15 protein-coding genes are annotated in these 16,708 nt (G+C 73.6%); 5 read left to right on the top strand and 10 right to left on the bottom strand.

Annotation, left to right across the window (positions count from 1 at the left end; all coding sequences use genetic code 11):
- Positions 1–12: 12 nt before the first annotated feature.
- The gene (locus ACI79A_RS09080) at positions 13–201 is read left to right on the top strand and encodes a hypothetical protein (protein WP_457082208.1); all 189 of its coding nucleotides are present in this window, start codon (positions 13–15) and stop codon (positions 199–201) included.
- Between the two features lie 3 nt (positions 202–204).
- On the opposite strand, the gene ACI79A_RS09075 is transcribed toward ACI79A_RS09080, so the two are convergent.
- From ACI79A_RS09075 to ACI79A_RS09060, 4 genes are read right to left on the bottom strand one after another with little or no spacing between them, the layout of a single operon-like run.
- On the bottom strand, positions 205–834 hold the full coding sequence (locus ACI79A_RS09075) for a LutC/YkgG family protein (protein ID WP_457082206.1): 630 nt from the start codon (positions 832–834) through the stop codon (positions 205–207).
- Positions 831–2,291 carry a LutB/LldF family L-lactate oxidation iron-sulfur protein gene (locus ACI79A_RS09070; protein ID WP_457082204.1) on the bottom strand — a complete coding sequence of 487 codons (1,461 nt, stop codon included), beginning with the start codon at positions 2,289–2,291 and terminating at the stop codon, positions 831–833. The genes ACI79A_RS09075 and ACI79A_RS09070 overlap by 4 nt, the downstream gene beginning before the upstream one ends.
- Positions 2,288–3,052: a (Fe-S)-binding protein gene (locus ACI79A_RS09065; protein WP_457082202.1), complete on the bottom strand. Its 765-nt coding sequence runs from the start codon at positions 3,050–3,052 to the stop codon at positions 2,288–2,290. Before ACI79A_RS09065 ends, ACI79A_RS09070 begins: the two co-directional genes overlap by 4 nt.
- A gap of 13 nt (positions 3,053–3,065) precedes the next feature.
- Complete coding sequence (locus ACI79A_RS09060) at positions 3,066–4,151, bottom strand: LacI family DNA-binding transcriptional regulator (protein ID WP_457082200.1); 1,086 nt, start codon at positions 4,149–4,151, stop codon at positions 3,066–3,068.
- 147 nt (positions 4,152–4,298) lie between these two features.
- On the opposite strand from ACI79A_RS09060, the gene ACI79A_RS09055 reads away from it, so the two are divergent.
- From ACI79A_RS09055 to ACI79A_RS09040, 4 genes are all read left to right on the top strand, one after another.
- The gene (locus ACI79A_RS09055; protein ID WP_457082198.1) at positions 4,299–4,658 is read left to right on the top strand and encodes an L-rhamnose mutarotase; all 360 of its coding nucleotides are present in this window, start codon (positions 4,299–4,301) and stop codon (positions 4,656–4,658) included.
- Entirely contained in the window at positions 4,655–5,827 is a 1,173-nt protein-coding gene (gene rhaI / locus ACI79A_RS09050) for an L-rhamnose isomerase (RefSeq protein WP_457082196.1), read from the top strand. The genes ACI79A_RS09055 and rhaI overlap by 4 nt, the downstream gene beginning before the upstream one ends.
- Positions 5,828–5,929: 102 nt before the next feature.
- On the top strand, positions 5,930–7,966 hold the full coding sequence (locus ACI79A_RS09045; RefSeq protein ID WP_457082194.1) for a bifunctional aldolase/short-chain dehydrogenase: 2,037 nt from the start codon (positions 5,930–5,932) through the stop codon (positions 7,964–7,966).
- On the top strand, positions 7,963–9,423 hold the full coding sequence (locus tag ACI79A_RS09040; protein WP_457082192.1) for a rhamnulokinase: 1,461 nt from the start codon (positions 7,963–7,965) through the stop codon (positions 9,421–9,423). Before ACI79A_RS09045 ends, ACI79A_RS09040 begins: the two co-directional genes overlap by 4 nt.
- Positions 9,424–9,461: 38 nt before the next feature.
- Here the strand turns inward: ACI79A_RS09040 and ACI79A_RS09035 are convergent, their stop codons facing one another.
- The 6 genes from ACI79A_RS09035 to ACI79A_RS09010 all read right to left on the bottom strand — a co-directional run bounded on the left by ACI79A_RS09035 (position 9,462) and on the right by ACI79A_RS09010 (position 16,192).
- On the bottom strand, positions 9,462–10,352 hold the full coding sequence (locus ACI79A_RS09035; protein WP_457082190.1) for a sugar phosphate isomerase/epimerase family protein: 891 nt from the start codon (positions 10,350–10,352) through the stop codon (positions 9,462–9,464).
- A 61-nt stretch (positions 10,353–10,413) separates the two neighbouring features.
- The gene (locus ACI79A_RS09030) at positions 10,414–11,526 is read right to left on the bottom strand and encodes an ABC transporter permease (RefSeq protein WP_457082188.1); all 1,113 of its coding nucleotides are present in this window, start codon (positions 11,524–11,526) and stop codon (positions 10,414–10,416) included.
- Positions 11,523–12,569, bottom strand: a complete 1,047-nt coding sequence (locus ACI79A_RS09025; RefSeq protein WP_457082186.1) for an ABC transporter permease — start codon at positions 12,567–12,569, stop codon at positions 11,523–11,525. The genes ACI79A_RS09030 and ACI79A_RS09025 overlap by 4 nt, the downstream gene beginning before the upstream one ends.
- A complete protein-coding gene (locus ACI79A_RS09020) occupies positions 12,566–14,122 on the bottom strand; it encodes a sugar ABC transporter ATP-binding protein (RefSeq protein WP_457082184.1) in 1,557 nt (518 codons plus the stop codon). Before ACI79A_RS09020 ends, ACI79A_RS09025 begins: the two co-directional genes overlap by 4 nt.
- An 83-nt stretch (positions 14,123–14,205) precedes the next feature.
- Entirely contained in the window at positions 14,206–15,252 is a 1,047-nt protein-coding gene (locus tag ACI79A_RS09015) for an autoinducer 2 ABC transporter substrate-binding protein (RefSeq protein WP_457082182.1), read from the bottom strand.
- A gap of 154 nt (positions 15,253–15,406) precedes the next feature.
- On the bottom strand, positions 15,407–16,192 hold the full coding sequence (locus ACI79A_RS09010; protein ID WP_457082180.1) for a DeoR/GlpR family DNA-binding transcription regulator: 786 nt from the start codon (positions 16,190–16,192) through the stop codon (positions 15,407–15,409).
- Positions 16,193–16,708 lie beyond the last annotated feature (516 nt).

Genomic DNA, 16,708 nt, shown 5'->3' with positions numbered 1-16,708 from the left:
TAGACTGCCTCGGTGCCGCTGATCCTCCACGTCGGTGGGCCCCGTGACGGCCAGGTCGACGACCTGCCGGACGACGCCCTCGCCTCCTCGCTGCTGGTCTACGACGGACCCCGGTGGCTCGGCGTCTACGAGCGGGTGGTGCCCCGGCGCACCGTCGACACGCCCCGCGGTCCGGCCGAGGTCTGGGCGGTGCACGAGTAGGCCTCAGCCGGCCAGGACCACCAGCAGGGTGCGCGGCCCGTGGACGCCCTCGACCCGCTGCAGCTCGATGTCGCTGGTGGCCGACGGGCCGCTGACCATGGTCAGCGGTCGCAGCGGGTCCAGCCGGGCGATGCCCTCGGGCACCCCGCGCACGACCTGGTCGCTGGTGACCACGCAGACCAGCACGTCGGGCAGCAGCGACAGCGCCCGTCGTCCGCAGGCCGGGGAGCCGTCGAGCACGAGCGTGCCGGTCTCGGCGATCGCCACGGCGACGGCGGTGACCGACGCCGCGCGTTCGGCCAGCCGCGGGGCGGGACGCTCGTCGTCGACGTCGCAGCCGGCCGGTCGCCACTCCTCGGGCAGCCCCGGGGCGACGACGACGCCGGACGCCGTCCACCCCGCACCGAGCCCGCGGTCCAGTGCCGCCCGCACGGTCGCGCCGATCTCCCCGGCCGCGCAGCGGAGCACCTCGGCGCGGTAGTCCTCGACCCGGTCGACCAGCAGCTCCAGCAGCTGCTCGTCGGCCGGGACCTCCTCCGCCGTCCGGTAGTCGCGCCGGACGTCGGGCGCCGGTGCCCGGGTCTCTCCGAGCGCGGTGCGGATCCGGCCGAGCACCTCGTCGCGGGCGCTCACTTCCCGTGCTCCTCGGTCCACTGCTGCACGAACGTCCGCGCCGGCGGGGTGGGCAGGTCGCGGCTGCGAGTCCACCCCGAGACCGGCGGCGGCAGCGTGTTGGGCAGCGTCGGCCGGCCCCGGGCGAGCAGCCGCCCCAGCCCCGCCGCCCGCTGGGCGAGGTGCCACAGCCGGGGGTTGCTCATCAGCTTCGACAGCCCGCGGAACGCCACCGCCTCCGCCGTCGGCCTCTCCTGCGCCTCGACGTGCTCGGCGCGCAGGTGCACCAGGATCGAGGGGATGTCGATCGCCACCGGGCAGACCTCGTAGCAGGCCCCGCAGAGCGACGAGGCGTAGGGCAGCGAGGCGTTGTCCTCGACCCCGGTGAGCATCGGGGAGAGCACCGCCCCGATCGGGCCGGGGTACACCGACCCGTAGGCGTGACCGCCGGCCCGCTCGTAGACCGGGCAGACGTTCAGGCACGCCGAGCAGCGGATGCAGTGCAGCGCCTCCCGGCCCACCTCGTCGGCGAGCACCGCCGTCCGCCCGTTGTCCAGGAGCACCAGGTGGAACTCCTGCGGCCCGTCGCCGGGGGTCACGCCGGCCCAGGTGGAGGTGTAGGGGTTCATCCGCTCTCCGGTGGAGGAACGGGGGAGCAGCTGCAGGAACACCTCGAGGTCCCGCCACGTGGGCACGACCTTCTCGATGCCCATCACGCTGATCAGCGTCTCCGGGAGGGTCAGGCACATCCGCCCGTTGCCCTCGCTCTCCACCACGGTGAGCGTGCCGGTCTCGGCGACGCCGAAGTTCGCACCGCTCACCGCGACGCGTGCCCGCAGGAACCGTTCGCGCAGATGGGCGCGGGCGGCCATCGCCAGCTGGCGCGGGTCGTCGGTGAGCCCGGGGTCGACCCCGGGGATGGTGCGGGCGAAGATCTCCCGGATCTCGGCCCGGTTCTTGTGGATCGCCGGCACCAGGATGTGCGACGGCGTGTCCTCGCCCAGCTGCACGATCAGCTCGGCGAGGTCGGTCTCGAAGACGTCGAGCCCGACGGCCTCCAGCGCCTCGTTCAGGCCGATCTCCTGGGTGGCCATCGACTTGACCTTGACCACCTCGCCGGTGCCGGTGGCCTGCACCAGCCGGGTGACGATGGCGTTGGCCTCGTTCGCGTCGCGGGCCCAGTGCACCGTGCCGCCGCGGGCGGTGACCTGGCGCTCGAGCTCCTCCAGGTGCTCGTCGAGGCGGGCCATCGTCGCGGCCTTGATCGCCTTGCCCGCGGCGCGCAGCTGCGCCCAGTCGGGCACCTCGTCGACCACCCGGGCCCGCTTGCCGCGGATCGTGCTGGTCGCGTGGCCGAGGTTGGCCCGCAGCTGCCCGTCGCGGAGCGCACCCCGGGCGGCGTCGGGGAACGACTGCTCCCCCCGCAGGTGACCGACCCCGCGAGGGGCCGTCGGGAGACCCAGGAAGGTCGCGGTCACGCGGTCACCGTCCCGGTGACGAGGGCCTGGTCGTGCTCGGTGGCGGCCAGGATCTCAGCCAGGTGCACCGTGCGGGTGCCCGCCCGCAGCCGGGACAGCCCGCCGCCGATGTGCATGAGGCAGGAGGCGTCGCCGGCGGTGCACACCTCCGCGTGCGTGCCCAGCACGTTGGCCATCTTGTCGGTCAGCATCGCCGTCGAGGTGTCGGCGTTCTTGACCGCGAACGTGCCGCCGAAGCCGCAGCACTGCTCGGCGCCGGGCAGCTCGACCAGCTCCAGCCCGCGCACCGCGCGCAGCAGCCGCAGCGGCCGGTCGCCGACGCCGAGCATCCGCAGCGAGTGGCAGGTCGGGTGGTAGGTGACGCGGTGCGGGTAGTACGCGCCGACGTCGGTCACCCCCAGCACGTCGACCAGGAACTGGGACAGCTCGTGGGTGCGCCCGGCCAGCTCCTCGGCGGCCTGCGCCAGCGCCTCGTCCCCGGCCCGCCGGGCGACGGCGGCCTGCTGGTGGTGGATCGAGGCCACGCACGACCCGGACGGCGCGACGACCACCTCCGCGCCCTCGAAGGCGCGCACGTGGTTGGCGACGATCGACACCGCCTCGCGGCGGTAGCCGGTGTTGACGTGCATCTGCCCGCAGCAGGCCTGGGTCGGCGGGACGACCACCTCCTGGCCCAGCCGCTGCAGCAGCGTGGCGGTGGCCAGGGCCACCGACGGCGTCATCGTGTCCACCAGGCAGGTGGCGAAGAGTGCGACCTTCACCCGAGACCTCCGGTCAGCTCGCGACGGTCGGGCGGAGCCGCCGGACCATGCTGGACTCGCGGACGACGAGCGTGGGCTCGAAGACCGGCTGTTCGTGGACGTGCTCGGCCCCCCGGGTGGCCTCGTCGAGCAGGAGCTGCGCGGCGCGGCGGCCCAGCTCCTGCCGGGGCTTGCGCACCGAGGTCAGCGGGACGGCGGCCGCGGCGGCGAAGTCGATGTCGTCGTAGCCGACGATGGCGAAGTCGTCGGGCACCCGCACCCCGTGGCGGACCATCTCCTGCAGCACGCCGAGGGCGACCAGGTCGTTGGCGCAGACCGCGGCGGTGGGCCGGCGGGCGGCCGGCAGCCCGATGATCTCCGCCGCCGCCTCGCGACCGCCGGCGACGGTCAGGGTCGCGGGGGACAGGACCGTCAGCGCGTCGTCGGACCCGCTGCCCTCGCGGACCGCGGCGACCACCCCGTCGTGACGTTCCTGCACCTGCGGCAGGCCCGAGGAGCTGCCGATGAAGGCGATCCGGCGGTGGCCGCGCTCGAGCAGGTGGTCGGCGGCGAGCCGACCCCCGAGCACGTCGTCCACCGCCACGGCGCAGCGGTCCGCGGTGGCGGCGCGCCGGTCCAGCAGGACGACGGGCGTGCCGCGGGAGCGCAGCGCCTCCACGTGCGGGGACAGCTCGGCGGTGGGCGTGATCAGCACCCCCTGCACGCGCTGCTCGGTGAGCACGTCGAGGTGCGCGGCCTCCTTGTCCGGCCGGTCGTCGGAGTTGAACAGGACCACGGCGAGCTCGGCGGCGTTGGCGACCTCCTCCACCCCGCGGGCCACGTCGGTGAAGAACGGGTTCGCGATGTCCAGGACGACCAGCCCGATCGTCCGACTGCGGCCGGCCCGCAGGTGCCGGGCCGACTCGTTGCGCACGAAGCCCAGGTGCGCGATCGCGTCGAGCACCCGTTCCCGGGTCGGCGGGCTGACCGCGTCGGGACGGTTCAGCACGTTGCTGACCGTGCCGACGGAGACCCCGGCCCGGAGGGCGACGTCTCGGATGCTGACGCTCAGCGCGGGCCTCCCTCGGTCATGTGGGGTCACGGTAGCGGCCCGGATCATTGAAACGTCTCAACCCGGGAAAAGCCAGTCAGAGGTGAGGGCTGGCGCGACCCGTCGGTGATGGTTGACACTTCATAGCAGGCTCCCTATGGTCTGCGCCACAAGCAGTCTGAAACGTTTCACGCCGCCACTCGACGAGGAGGTCCCGTGGCTCGCGCCTGCTTCACGCTCCAGGTCCGCCCCGATCGGCTGGCGGAGTACCGCGAGCGGCACGCCGCCGTGTGGCCGGAGATGCTCCGCGCCCTGCGGGACGCCGGCTGGCGTGACTACCAGCTCTTCCTGCGCGCGGACGGGCTGCTCGTCGGCATCGTGCAGACCGACGACCTGGCCGCCGCGCAGGCGGCCGTGGACGCCGCAGCGGTCAGCGCCCGGTGGGAGGCCGAGATGGCCCCCTTCTTCGAGACGGGGGACGGCCGCGGCAAGGCCTCCCTCGACCTCGTCTTCGACCTCGACGCCCAGCTGCGGGCCGCCGGGGAGCACACCACGACGAACGGAGAGACCCCGTGACCAGCGATCTCCGCGAGCAGGCCCTGGCCGCGCTCGCCCAGCAGACCATCGAGCTGCCGTCCTGGGCGTTCGGCAACGCCGGCACCCGGTTCAAGGTGTTCAGCACCCCCGGCGTCCCGCGCGACCCGTTCGAGAAGATCAGCGACGCCGCCGTGGTGCACCGCTACACCGGCGCCGCCCCGCGGGTCTCGCTGCACATCCCGTGGGACCTCGTCGAGGACTTCGGCAAGCTCGCGCAGCACGCCACCGACGAGGGCGTCTCGATCGGCGCCATCAACTCGAACCTGTTCCAGGCCGACGAGTACAAGCTCGGCTCGCTCACCCACGCCGACCCGGCCGTGCGGGCCAAGGCCGTGGCCCACCACGTGCAGTGCATCGACGTCATGCGGGCCACCGGGTCGACCGACCTGAAGATCTGGCTGCCCGACGGGACGAACTACCCCGGTCAGGACGACATCCGGGACCGGCAGGAGCGGCTGGCCGAGTCGCTGCAGCAGATCTACGCCGAGCTGGACCCCGAGCACCGGCTGATCCTCGAGTACAAGTTCTACGAGCCGTACTTCTACACGATGGACATCCCCGACTGGGGCACCTCGCTGCTGCACTGCCTGGCCCTGGGCGAGCAGGCGAAGGTCGTGCTGGACACCGGCCACCACGCGCCGAACACCAACATCGAGTTCATCGTCGCCCAGCTGCTGCGCGTCGGCCGGCTCGGCGCCTTCGACTTCAACTCCCGCTTCTACGGCGACGACGACCTGATCGTGGGCTCGGCCGACCCGTTCCAGCTCTTCCGGATCATGAACGAGATCGTCCGGGCCGACGCGCTGCGCCCGGACTCCGGCGTCAACTTCATGCTCGACCAGTGCCACAACATCGAGCCGAAGATCCCCGGCCAGATCCGCTCGGTGATGAACGTGCAGGAGGCCACCGCCAAGGCGCTGCTGGTCGACCGCGAGGCGCTGCGGGCCGCCCAGCAGTCCGGTGACGTGCTCGGCGCCAACGCCGCGCTGATGGACGCCTACAACACCGACGTCCGCCCGCTGCTCGCCGAGCTGCGCGAGTCGACGGGCCTGCCCGCCGACCCCTACCGGGCCTACGTCGCCTCCGGCCACCAGGAGCAGATCGCCACCGAGCGCGTCGGTGGCCAGCAGGCCTCCTGGGGCGCCTGACCCGATCACCTCGCTTTCCGCGCCGAAAGCGAACCGCTCCACCTCGCTTTCGGCGCGGAAAGCGAGTTCTCCCGGACGAGACACACAGAGGACAGACATCCCGTGACGAACCCCGTGGTCAGTGACCTGCTCGCCCGCAGCAACCGCCTCGGCGCGGATCCGCGGAACACCAACTACGCCGGTGGCAACACCTCCGCCGCCGGCACGGAGACCGACCCGGTCACCGGGCAGCCCGTCGAGCTGCTCTGGGTGAAGGGCTCCGGCGGCGACCTCGGCACCCTGAAGGAGGGCGGCCTGGCCGTGCTCCGGCTGGACCGGCTGCGCTCGCTCGTCGACGTCTACCCCGGCGTCGAGCGCGAGGACGAGATGGTCGCCGCGTTCGACTACTGCCTGCACGGCCGCGGCGGCGCCGCCCCGAGCATCGACACCGCGATGCACGGGCTGGTCCGCGCCGCGCACGTCGACCACCTGCACCCCGACTCGGGCATCGCGCTGGCCACCGCGGCCGATGGCGAGGCGCTGACCCGCGAGTGCTTCGGCGACCGCGTCGTCTGGGTGCCCTGGCGGCGTCCCGGCTTCCAGCTGGGGCTGGACATCGCCGAGATCGCGGAGAAAAACCCGCAGGCCATCGGGGCGGTCCTCGGCGGGCACGGGATCACCGCCTGGGCCGACACCAGCGAGCAGTGCGAGGCGAACTCGCTGGAGATCATCCGGAGGGCGGAGCAGTTCCTCGCCGAGCGCGGCCGGCCCGAGCCGTTCGGTCCCGTCCTGCCCGGGTTCGAGCCGCTGCCGGAGACCGAGCGCCGGGTGAGGGCGGCCGCGCTGGCCCCGGTCATCCGCGGCCTGGCCAGCACCGACAAGCCCCAGGTAGGGCACGTCACCGACACCGACGTCGTCCTGGACTTCCTGTCCCGGGCCGAGCACCCGCGGCTCGCCGCGCTGGGCACCTCCTGCCCGGACCACTTCCTGCGCACCAAGGTGCGCCCGCTGGTCGTCGACCTGCCGGCGACGGCGCCGGTCGAGGACGTCGTCGCCCGGCTGAAGGAGCTGCACGAGGCCTACCGCGCCGACTACGCGGCGTACTACGAGCGGCACGCCGGCCCGAACTCCCCGCCGATGCGCGGCGCCGACCCGGCGATCGTGCTGGTGCCCGGGGTCGGCATGTTCAGCTTCGGCGCGAACAAGCAGACCGCCCGGGTGGCCGGTGAGTTCTACGTCAACGCGATCAACGTGATGCGCGGCGCCGAGGCGGTCTCCAGCTACGCGCCGATCGACGAGGCGGAGAAGTTCCGGATCGAGTACTGGGCGCTGGAGGAGGCCAAGCTCGCCCGGATGCCGAAGCCCAAGCCGCTGGCCACCCGGGTCGCGCTGGTCACCGGTGCGGCGAGCGGCATCGGCAAGGCGATCGCCCAGCGGCTGGCCGCCGAGGGCGCCTGCGTCGTCGTCGCCGACCTGGACCTGCAGAAGGCCGCGGACGCGGCCGCCGAGATCGGCTCGGCCGACGTCGCCGTGGGCGTGGCCGCCGACGTGTCCGACGCCGAGGCGGTGGCCGCGGCGTTCCGCGCGGCGGTGCTCGCCTTCGGCGGGGTCGACCTGGTGGTCAACAACGCCGGGCTGTCGATCTCCAAGCCGCTGCTGGAGACCACCGAGGCCGACTGGGACCTGCAGCACGACGTGATGGCCAAGGGCTCGTTCCTGGTCTCCCGTGAGGCGGCCCGAATCATGATCGAGCAGGGGATGGGCGGCGACATCGTCTACATCTCCAGCAAGAACTCGGTGTTCGCCGGTCCGAGCAACATCGCCTACTCCTCGACCAAGGCCGACCAGGCGCACCAGGTGCGGCTGCTGGCCGCCGAGCTCGGCGAGCACCAGATCCGGGTCAACGGCATCAACCCCGACGGCGTCGTCCGCGGGTCGGGGATCTTCGCCGGCGGCTGGGGCGCGAAGCGCGCCGCGGTCTACGGGGTGCCGGAGGAGGAGCTGGGCCAGTTCTACGCCCAGCGCACCCTGCTCAAGCGGGAGGTGCTGCCGGACCACGTCGCCGACGCGGTCTTCGCGCTGACCGGCGGCGAGCTCACCCGCACCACCGGTCTGCACGTCCCGGTCGACTCCGGCGTCGCCGCCGCCTTCCTGCGGTGAGCCTGCACGCCGCGGTCGACTTCGGCGCCTCGAGCGGGCGGGTGATGCTGGGCGCGGCCGGCCCCGGCCACCTCCGGCTCACCGAGGCCGCGCGGTTCCGCAATGGCGCGGTGGCTGTGCCGCGGGCGGAGGGCACCGCCCTGTACTGGGACCTGCTCGGCCTGTGGCGGGAGTCCCTGGCCGGGTTGCAGCGGGTCGCCGAGCTGGCCCGGGAGGCGGGGGAGCCGGTGGCCAGCGTGGGCGTGGCCACCTGGGCGGTCGACTACGGCCTGCTGGACGCCGAGGGCACCCTCCTCGCCGCGCCCCGCTCCTACCGGGACCCCCGGACCAACGGGATCGCCGAGCGGGTGCACCAGCAGGTGCCGGCGGCCGAGCTCTACCGGCGCAACGGCCTGCAGCACCTCCCCTTCACGACCCTGTACCAGCTGGTGGCCGAGCGGGAGGAGTCGCTGCTCGCCTCGGCGCGCAGCCTGCTGCTCCTGCCCGACCTGGTCGGTTGGTGGCTGTCCGGGCACCGCGGTGCGGAGGCGACCAACGTCTCCAGCACCGGGCTGGCCGACGTGCACACCGGCCGCTGGGCCCCGGACCTGGTTCGGCTGGTCGGCGTCGACCCGGCGCTGCTGGCGCCGGAGCACGACCCGGGCGCCGTGCTGGCCGGGCTCCGGCCGGCCGTGGTCGAGAGCACCGGGTTGGCCGACGCCCGCCTGGTGGCCGTGGGCAGCCACGACACCGCCTCGGCCGTGGTCGGTGTGCCGGCCACGGACGAGCGCTTCGCCTACGTCGTCTGCGGCACCTGGGGCCTGGTCGGGGTGGAGCTGGAGGAGCCGGTGCTCAGCGAGGAGAGCCTCGCGGCCGGCTTCACCAACGAGCGGGGCGTCGACGACCGGATCCGCTACCTGCACAACGTCATGGGCCTGTGGGTGCTGCAGGGCTGCCTGGCGGACTGGGGGCTGGGTGCCCCGGACCTCCCGGCGCTGCTGGGCGCGGCCGGCGAGCTGCCCGACGGTGGTCCGGTGATCGACGTGGACGACCCGGTCTTCCTGCCGCCCGGCCCGATGGTCCCGCGGGTGCAGCAGGCGTGCGAGGTGGCCGGGCAGCCGGTGCCGGCCGAACGGCCGGCGGTGGTGCGCTGCGTGCTGGACAGCCTGGCCGCGGCGTTCGCCCGGGCGGTCGAGGACGCGGTGCGGCTGTCGGGCCGGGACGTCGACGTGGTCCACGTCGTCGGCGGCGGGGCGCAGAACGCGCTGCTGTGCCAGCTCACCGCGGACGCCTGCGGGCGGCCGGTGCTGGCCGGTCCGGTGGAGGCGACCGCCTTGGGCAACGTGCTGGTGCAGGCCCGCGCTGCGGGCACCGTCACCGGGGCGCTGGAGGACCTGCGCGCGCTGGTGGCGCAGACCTCCGACCTGGTGCGGTACGTCCCCGGCTCGCCCCGCCGGCCGCAGCCCGCGCGGGGCTGACCCCGCTCCACCGGCCCGGTGAAGCCGGGGTCGCCGGGTCAGCGCGGTCCGGCTCCCCGCCGGGCTGCGGCCTCGGCCAGCCCGGCCCGGGTGAACGCCAGGGCGTCCCGGGCCAGCCGGACGTTGTCGGTCCACAGGTTGCGCCAGATCGCCAGGTCGTTGGAGAGCGTCCGGTGCACGACCTCGGAGGAGAAGGACTCGAAGGTGACGGTCCCCGCGTAGCCCACCTCGTCGAGCGCCCCGAAGAACTCCGGCCACGGGACGGAGCCGGTGCCCAGGGCACCGCGGTGCGACTCGCCGATGTGCACGTAGCCCAGCCGGCCGGCGGCCGCCGCCGCCCGCACCGCCTCGGCGAACGAGTGCTCCTCGATGTTCATGTGGTAGGTGTCCAGGTGGGCCATGACGTTGGGCCGGTCGACCGCCGCGATGAAGTCCAGCGTCTCCTGCGTGGTGTTCATGATGTTGGTCTCGTACCGGTTGCAGAACTCCAGGGCCAGCGTGATCCCCGACGCCGCCGCCTTGTCCGCCAGCCAGGCGATCGTCTCCTGGGAGTTCGCCCGGCCGCGCTCGGTGGCCGGGGCGTCGTACTTGCCGAGCTTCGAGTACAGGACCCCGCACAGCGTCGTCCCGCCGCTGTCCCGGAGGACCCCGAGGGCGGCGGCCAGCCGCTCCCGGCCGCGGGCCACCGTCTCCGCGTCCTCGCTGGACACGTCGGTGTCCGCGCTCAGGCCGAGCGAGGCGCTGACCTGGAGTCCGTGCTCCTCCAGCAGCCCGGCCGTCATGTCCCCGTCGAACCCGGTCGGGTCGATCGGGGCGATCTCGATCAGGTCGTACCCGGCCTCGGCGGTGGCGGCGATGGCCTTCCGGGCCTCCTCGGGTGTCCAGCCGCCGGTCCAGACCAGGGCGTGGACGCCGTGGGTCACAGGCATGTGGGTCCTCTCTCCGTGCCCCGGTTCCGGGGTCGTGACTGGGGTGTGGCGGGCGCGGCGGTCACGATGTCCCGCCGTAGCGCCGGACCGCGAAGCCGTTGAGCAGCGCGGCGAAGACCAGGACGAAGCCGAGGGCGAACAGCTGGAACTGGGTGCCCGCGTTGCCCGGGACGGCGAGCAGGATGCCGGCGTTGAGCCACACGATCAGCAGCGTGGCCAGCACCACCCCGGCGACCCGGCCGATGCCGCCGGTGATCGCCACCCCGCCCAGGACGGCGATGGTGATCGCCGGCAGCGCCATGCCGTTGCCGGCCACCCCGGCGTCCGGCCGGGCGGAGGCGAACTGCGCCACGGTGTAGACGGCGACCAGCCCGGACAGCGCCCCGGCGCCGACGTAGGCCAGGAACCGGGTGCGGCGCACGTCGATCCCCGTCCACTCGGCCGCGACGTCGTTGGTGCCGATGGCGTAGAGGCGGCGGCCGTAGGTGGTCCGCGCCACCACCAGCCAGATCACGAGCACGGCGGGGATCAGGTAGGTGAAGACCCCGAGCGGGACGGCGGGGAACCCGTCGGGCAGGAAGGGGAGGTCCACCGCCCGGGCCGTGGAGTAGAGCTCCTGGATCGGCCGGGCGTTGATCGGCTGCTGGTCGTTGATCACCAGCGCCAGCGAGCTGAACGCGTAGTAGGTCGCCAGCGTGGTGATCAGCGCCGGGAAGCGCAGGTAGGCGACGAGGAAGCCGTTGAGCGCTCCGCACAGCGCGCCGAAGCCGACGGCCAGCGCCATCGCGGGGGGCAGCGACCAGCCCCACTCGCCGTAGGCGAAGCCGAAGACCATCCCGGTCAGCGACACGATGGCGCCCACGGACAGGTCGATGCCGCCCCGGCCGGAGGTGATGACCAGCAGCTCCGCCAGGCCCAGGAGGACCAGCGGCACCGCGTTGATGAGCGTCGCGGCCATGTAGGAGCTGTCGTACGGAGCGGCGAGGTAGTTGTTCCGGCTCAGCGTCAGCATCGTCACCACCACGGCGACGAGCAGCACCACCAGCAGGGCGATCCGCTGGGTGAGCAGGATCCGCAGCGTCCGGGCCGCGAGGTTCTCGGGGCGGTCCGTGGCGGCGCCCGGCTGCTGCTTCTCCGGGGCCGGGGCGGTGGGCGGGGTGGTCGAGGTGGTCATGACGCGCTCCTCGTGCGCTGCCGGAGCAGGTCGGCCCCGACGGCGATGATGATGAACAGCCCGACGAAGAGGGAGGACAGCTGCGTCGGCCAGCCGAGCTGGGTGACCCCGGTGGCCACGGTCTGCACCAGCAGCGCGCCGAGCACGGTGCCCAGCACCGACCCGCGGCCGCCGGTGATCGACGTCCCGCCGATCACCACCGCGGCGATGACCGCCAGTTCCAGCCCCGACCCGACGTTCGCGGCCAGGCTGGAGGTGCCCTGGGCGAGGACGAAGCAGGCCGCGAGGCCGGCGAGCAGGCCGGTGACCACGTACGCCGACAGCACCCGGGCGCGGACCGCGACACCGGCCAGCCGGGCGGCGTTCGCGTCGCCGCCGATGGCGTAGAAGTGCCGCCCGCCCGCGGTGTGCCGCAGGTAGTACCAGGCGAGTGCGGCGATCACGATGGTGATGAGGAAGGCGTGCGGGATCCCGAGGGTGCGCCCGGCCTCGCCCCGGCCGAAGAAGGCGAGGGTGCGGGGGATGTCCTCGACGGTCGAGGAGCCGAAGACCTGCAGCCCGATGAAGCGGAACAGGTTCAGCGTGCCGAAGGTGATGATGATCGCGTGCACCCGGCCGTAGGCGATCAGCACGCCGTTGACCAGGCCCAGCACACCGCCGACCGCGACCGACAGCGGCACCGCCAGCACCAGGGGCAGGCCGGTGTCGACCATCGTCTGCGCCGTGACGACCGAGGCGACCATGACGATGCTGCCGACCGAGACGTCGATGCCCCCGGTGATGATCACGATCGTCATGCCGATGCCGATGAGCGCGATCGGCGTGGTCGCGACCAGCAGCGGCACGATCGAGCCGGCGGTGAAGAACGCCGGGGTCGCCAGGCTCAGCACCAGCCACAGCAGCGCGATGACGGCGATGAGGACGGTCTCCTGGCCGGTGACCGGCGGGGGCAGCACCCGGCCACGGACCCCGGTGCCGGGCTCTGCCTTCCCGGCGGCGGAGCTGCCCGCCGGACCGGGTGGGGTGAGCGTCGGGCTGCTCATGCCGGGACTCCTGTCTGCTGGGGCTGCTGCCCGGGGGGCGGTGCCGAGGACTCGTCACCGGCCGCGGCGGTGAGGACGTCGACCTGGTCGGCGTTGGGCCCGAACTCGACGGTCGTGGTGCCGGCGCGGACCACCTGCAGGCGGTCGGCGATCCGGATGGCCTCCAGGAGGTCGGAGGTGACGATCAGCACGGCGGCGCCGTCGTCGGCCAGCTGGGTGATCAGCCGGTGGATCTCCTCCTTGGCCCCGACGTCGACACCCTGGGTGGGCTCGGCGAGCACCAGGACCCGTGGCTTGTCGACCAGCTGCCGGGCCAGGACCACCTTCTGGGCGTTGCCGCCCGACAGCGCCCCGACCGGCGTGCGCTCGCTCGGCGCCTTCACCGCGAGCCGGTCGATCATCGAGCGGGCGACGGTCGTCTCCCGGCGGCGGTCGAGCCACACCCCGAAGCGGGAGAGCAGCCCGAGGTGACCGGCGGAGATGTTGAAGGAGATGGGCTGGAAGGAGAAGAGGCCCTGCTCCTTGCGGTTGGCCGGCAGCAGGGCGATGCCCAGCCGTTGCGCCTCCCGGGGTGATCGCGGGCGGACCTCCTCGCCGTCGACCAGGATGGTGCCGGCCGTGGCCCGGGACATGCCGTAGACGGTGGCGCCGATCTCCGCGACACCGGAGCCGACCAGCCCGTAGAGGGCCAGGATCTCCCCGGCGCGGATCTGCAGGTCGACGTCGTGGAACTGGTCGGTGAGCTCCAGGCCGCGCAGCTCCAGGCGGGGCTCGCCGGGTGGCACCGTCCGCTCGGGGCGGGTGTCCTCGATGGCCCCGCCGACCATCATCTCGACGATCTGGCGGACCGTGAGGTCGTCGATCGGGTGGGTGCCGATCGTCTCCCCGTCGCGCATGACGGTGACCTCGTCGGCGATGACGAACAGCTCGTCCAGCCGGTGCGAGATGTAGATGATCGAGACGCCTCGCTCGGTCAGCCGGCGGACCACGCCGAAGAGCACCTCGACCTCGCGGTCGGTGAGGATCGCCGACGGCTCGTCCAGGATGAGCACCTTCGCGTCACCGGCCAGGGCCTTGGCGATGTAGGCCTGCTGCTTCTCGGCGATCGACAGGTCGCCCGCCGCCACCGTGGCGTACCGGGCCGGCAGGCCGATCAGCTCCAGCAGCTCCGTGACCCGGGCGCTCTGGGCGGCCCAGTCGACGCGTCCGCCCCGGGTGATCTCCCGGCCGAGGAAGACGTTCTCGGCGACGGTGAGCTCGTCGAACAGCTGCGGTTCCTGGTAGACGGTCGCGATCCCCAGGGCCATCGCGTCGGTGGTGGTGGTGATCGACGCGGGCTCACCGTCGAAGGTGATCGAGCCGGAGTCGGGGCGCTCGGCCCCGGCCAGGATCTTGATGAGGGTCGACTTGCCGGCGCCGTTCTCGCCCACCAGGGCGTGCACGGTGCCCGGCTGGACGACCATGTCGGCGTTGCGGATCGCGCGGACGGCGCCGAACCGCTTGGTGACCCCGCGCACCTGCAGGCGGGGCGGGGTGGGTCGCTGGTCTGTCATGACCGGGGCCTCCGTGGTCTGTGGACCGGGTGCGCCGGGGAGGGCCGACCGCGGCCGGCCCTCCCCGGGGTGATCCCGGAGGATCAGTAGTCGAACTCGTCGACGTTCTCGGTGGTCAGCACCAGCGGGTCACCGAGCAGCAGCACCTTCGAGCTGTCGTCGTAGCTGACGCCGGAGATGTCGCCGCCGACCTCGGGGGAGGCGGCGAACTCCTCGCCGGCGGCCAGCTGCATCCCCGCCCACGCGGTCAGGTAGCCGAGGTTCTCGACGTCCCACAGCACGCTGGCCGAGGAGGAGCCGTCGGCCAGGTAGGGCGCCATCGAGTTCGGGGTGCCCAGCCCGACGGTGAAGACCTGGCCGATCCGGCCGGCGTCGCGGACCGCCTGCGCCACGCCGGGCGCGGAGGAGGTGCACTCCCCGACCAGGCCGGTCAGGGTCGGGTCGGAGTTCATCAGGTCGGTGGCCATCTGGGTGGCCACCGACTGGTCCTCCCCGGCGTAGACGACGTCGGTGATCTCCGCGTCGGGGTACTCGGACGCCGTGTAGGCCCGCTGCACCTCGATCCAGGAGTTCAGGTTCTCCGCCGTCTCGCCGCAGGAGACGATGGCGTAGCGGCCGGCGCCGCCCATGGCCTGCATGAGCTGGTCGGTCAGCGTCTGGCCGATCCCCTCGTCGGAGGCCTGCTGGACGAACACCTGGCGCACCGAGTTCGGGGCGTCGGTGTCGGTGGTGCCCACGGCGATGCCGGCGTCGGCGGCCTGCTGCAGCAGCGGGGCCATCGAGTCCGGGTCGTTGGGCGCCACGAACAGGACGTCGACGCCCTGCTGGATGAAGGAACGGACGATGTCGGCCTGCGCGGCGGCGTCGGCCTCGACCGGGCCCTGGTAGAGCCACTCGCAGCCCAGCTCCTCGCAGGCCTGCTGACCGCCGGTGTTCATGGCCTCGAAGTAGGGGATGCCCTGCAGCTTGGGCACGAAGGCCACGGTGGGGGTGTCGCTCCCGCCGCCGCCGCCGCCGCCGTCGCCGCCCCCGCCGCTGGCCGAGCCGCCGCTGCCCTGGCCGCAGCCGGCCAGCACCAGGGACGCCGCGGCGAGTCCGGCCGCGAGGGACGTGTACCGGTGTGCTCTCATGCTCACTCCATCGTGAGGCGGGCGTACCCGCGGTGGGCCGCGTCCCGGGTTCGGGAGCGGGTTCCGGGCAGGGCCCGGACGGAACGGGTCGGCCGGGGGCCACCCGGTCGCCGGGGTCGGTCGGCCGGCGCGCCCGGCGTCGCCGGTGGCCGGGTCACGACCGGTCCTCCAGGTCCACGACGTGCACCCGGGTGCCGGCGGCGGAGATCGCCGCTGCGGCTGCGGGGTCCACGCCGGAGTCGGTGTAGACGGCGGCGAGCCGGTCGACGGGGACGCACGGGTGGATGGAGAACCCGCCGAACTTCGACGAGTCCAGCAGGCCGTAGACCTCGCGGCAGGCGCCGGCCAGGTACCGCTTGGCCTGGGCCTCCTCGCCGGCGAGGTCGAGCAGTCCGTGGTGGGCGGTGATGCCGTGGCCGCTGAGGAACCCGCGGTCGATCCGGCCGCGGCCGGCCAACACGTCGCCGACCAGGCCGACCAGGGACCGGGCGGAGCGGCGGACCACCCCGCCCGGCAGCAGCACGTTGGCGTCGGTGCGCTCGCAGAGCAGGGTGGCGATCGGCAGGCTGTTGGTGACGACCACCAGGCGCCGCCGGTCCAGCAGCTGGCCGGCCAGGTAGTGGCAGGTCGTCGAGGAGTCCAGGGCGATGACGTCGCCGTCGCGCACGAGCGGGGCGACCGCGTCGGCGATGGCCTCCTTCTCCGCCCGGTGCAGCCGCAGCCGGGTGTCGAAGGTGCCCTCGTCGGCGGTGCGCGCGGCGACCGCACCGCCGCGCACCCGCCGCAGGGCGGAGCGCTGCTCGAGCGCCTCGAGGTCCTTGCGGATCGTGACGGCCGAGACGCCGAGCTGGCTGGCGAGCGTGCGGACGACGACCCGGCCGTCCGCCTCGAGCCGGGACAGGATCGCCTCGGACCGGGTGATCTCGTCCACGAGCACCACGCCCTCCCGCCGACTGCGTTGTCAGTGGTGCGGGCTGGTGTGACCCGCGCCGCAGAACTTGGCAGAAGGGCAAGCGAGCGACAAAGCACGAAAAGGTAACGAAAGTGCTCGACGAGCGATTCGAAAGCCCGTCGGTTGCGAAGCAGGTGCGCGAGCCGGGCGCTCGGCGGTGGGGCGTGTCCTTCGCGAGGTGACCAGGGGGTCAGCGCGCCGGGGCCGCCGGGTCGGCGGACCGCAGGGCGCGGGTGATGCCGCGCGCCGCCGTGTGCAGCAGTGCACGACCTGGGCCCCCGGCCGTCGTTGGGGACGACCACCGACAGCGCCGCCGCCACCTCGCCGCGGCGGTCGCGGACCGGCACCGCCACGCCGGTGGCGTCGGGGTGCTGGTGGCCGTCGAGGACCGCGGACTGGGGGGGGGGGGGGGGGGGGGGGGGGGGGGGGGGGGGGGGGGGGGGGGGGGGCGGCCGCGCCGGGGGGGGGTGGAGGGGGCGCGGCGGGTGCCGCAGCTGCTGGCGG

This window comes from Modestobacter sp. SYSU DS0657 (assembly GCF_054050925.1).
Note: the sequence above shows the minus strand (reverse complement) of the source record. Positions and strands in the feature narration are given on the sequence as shown.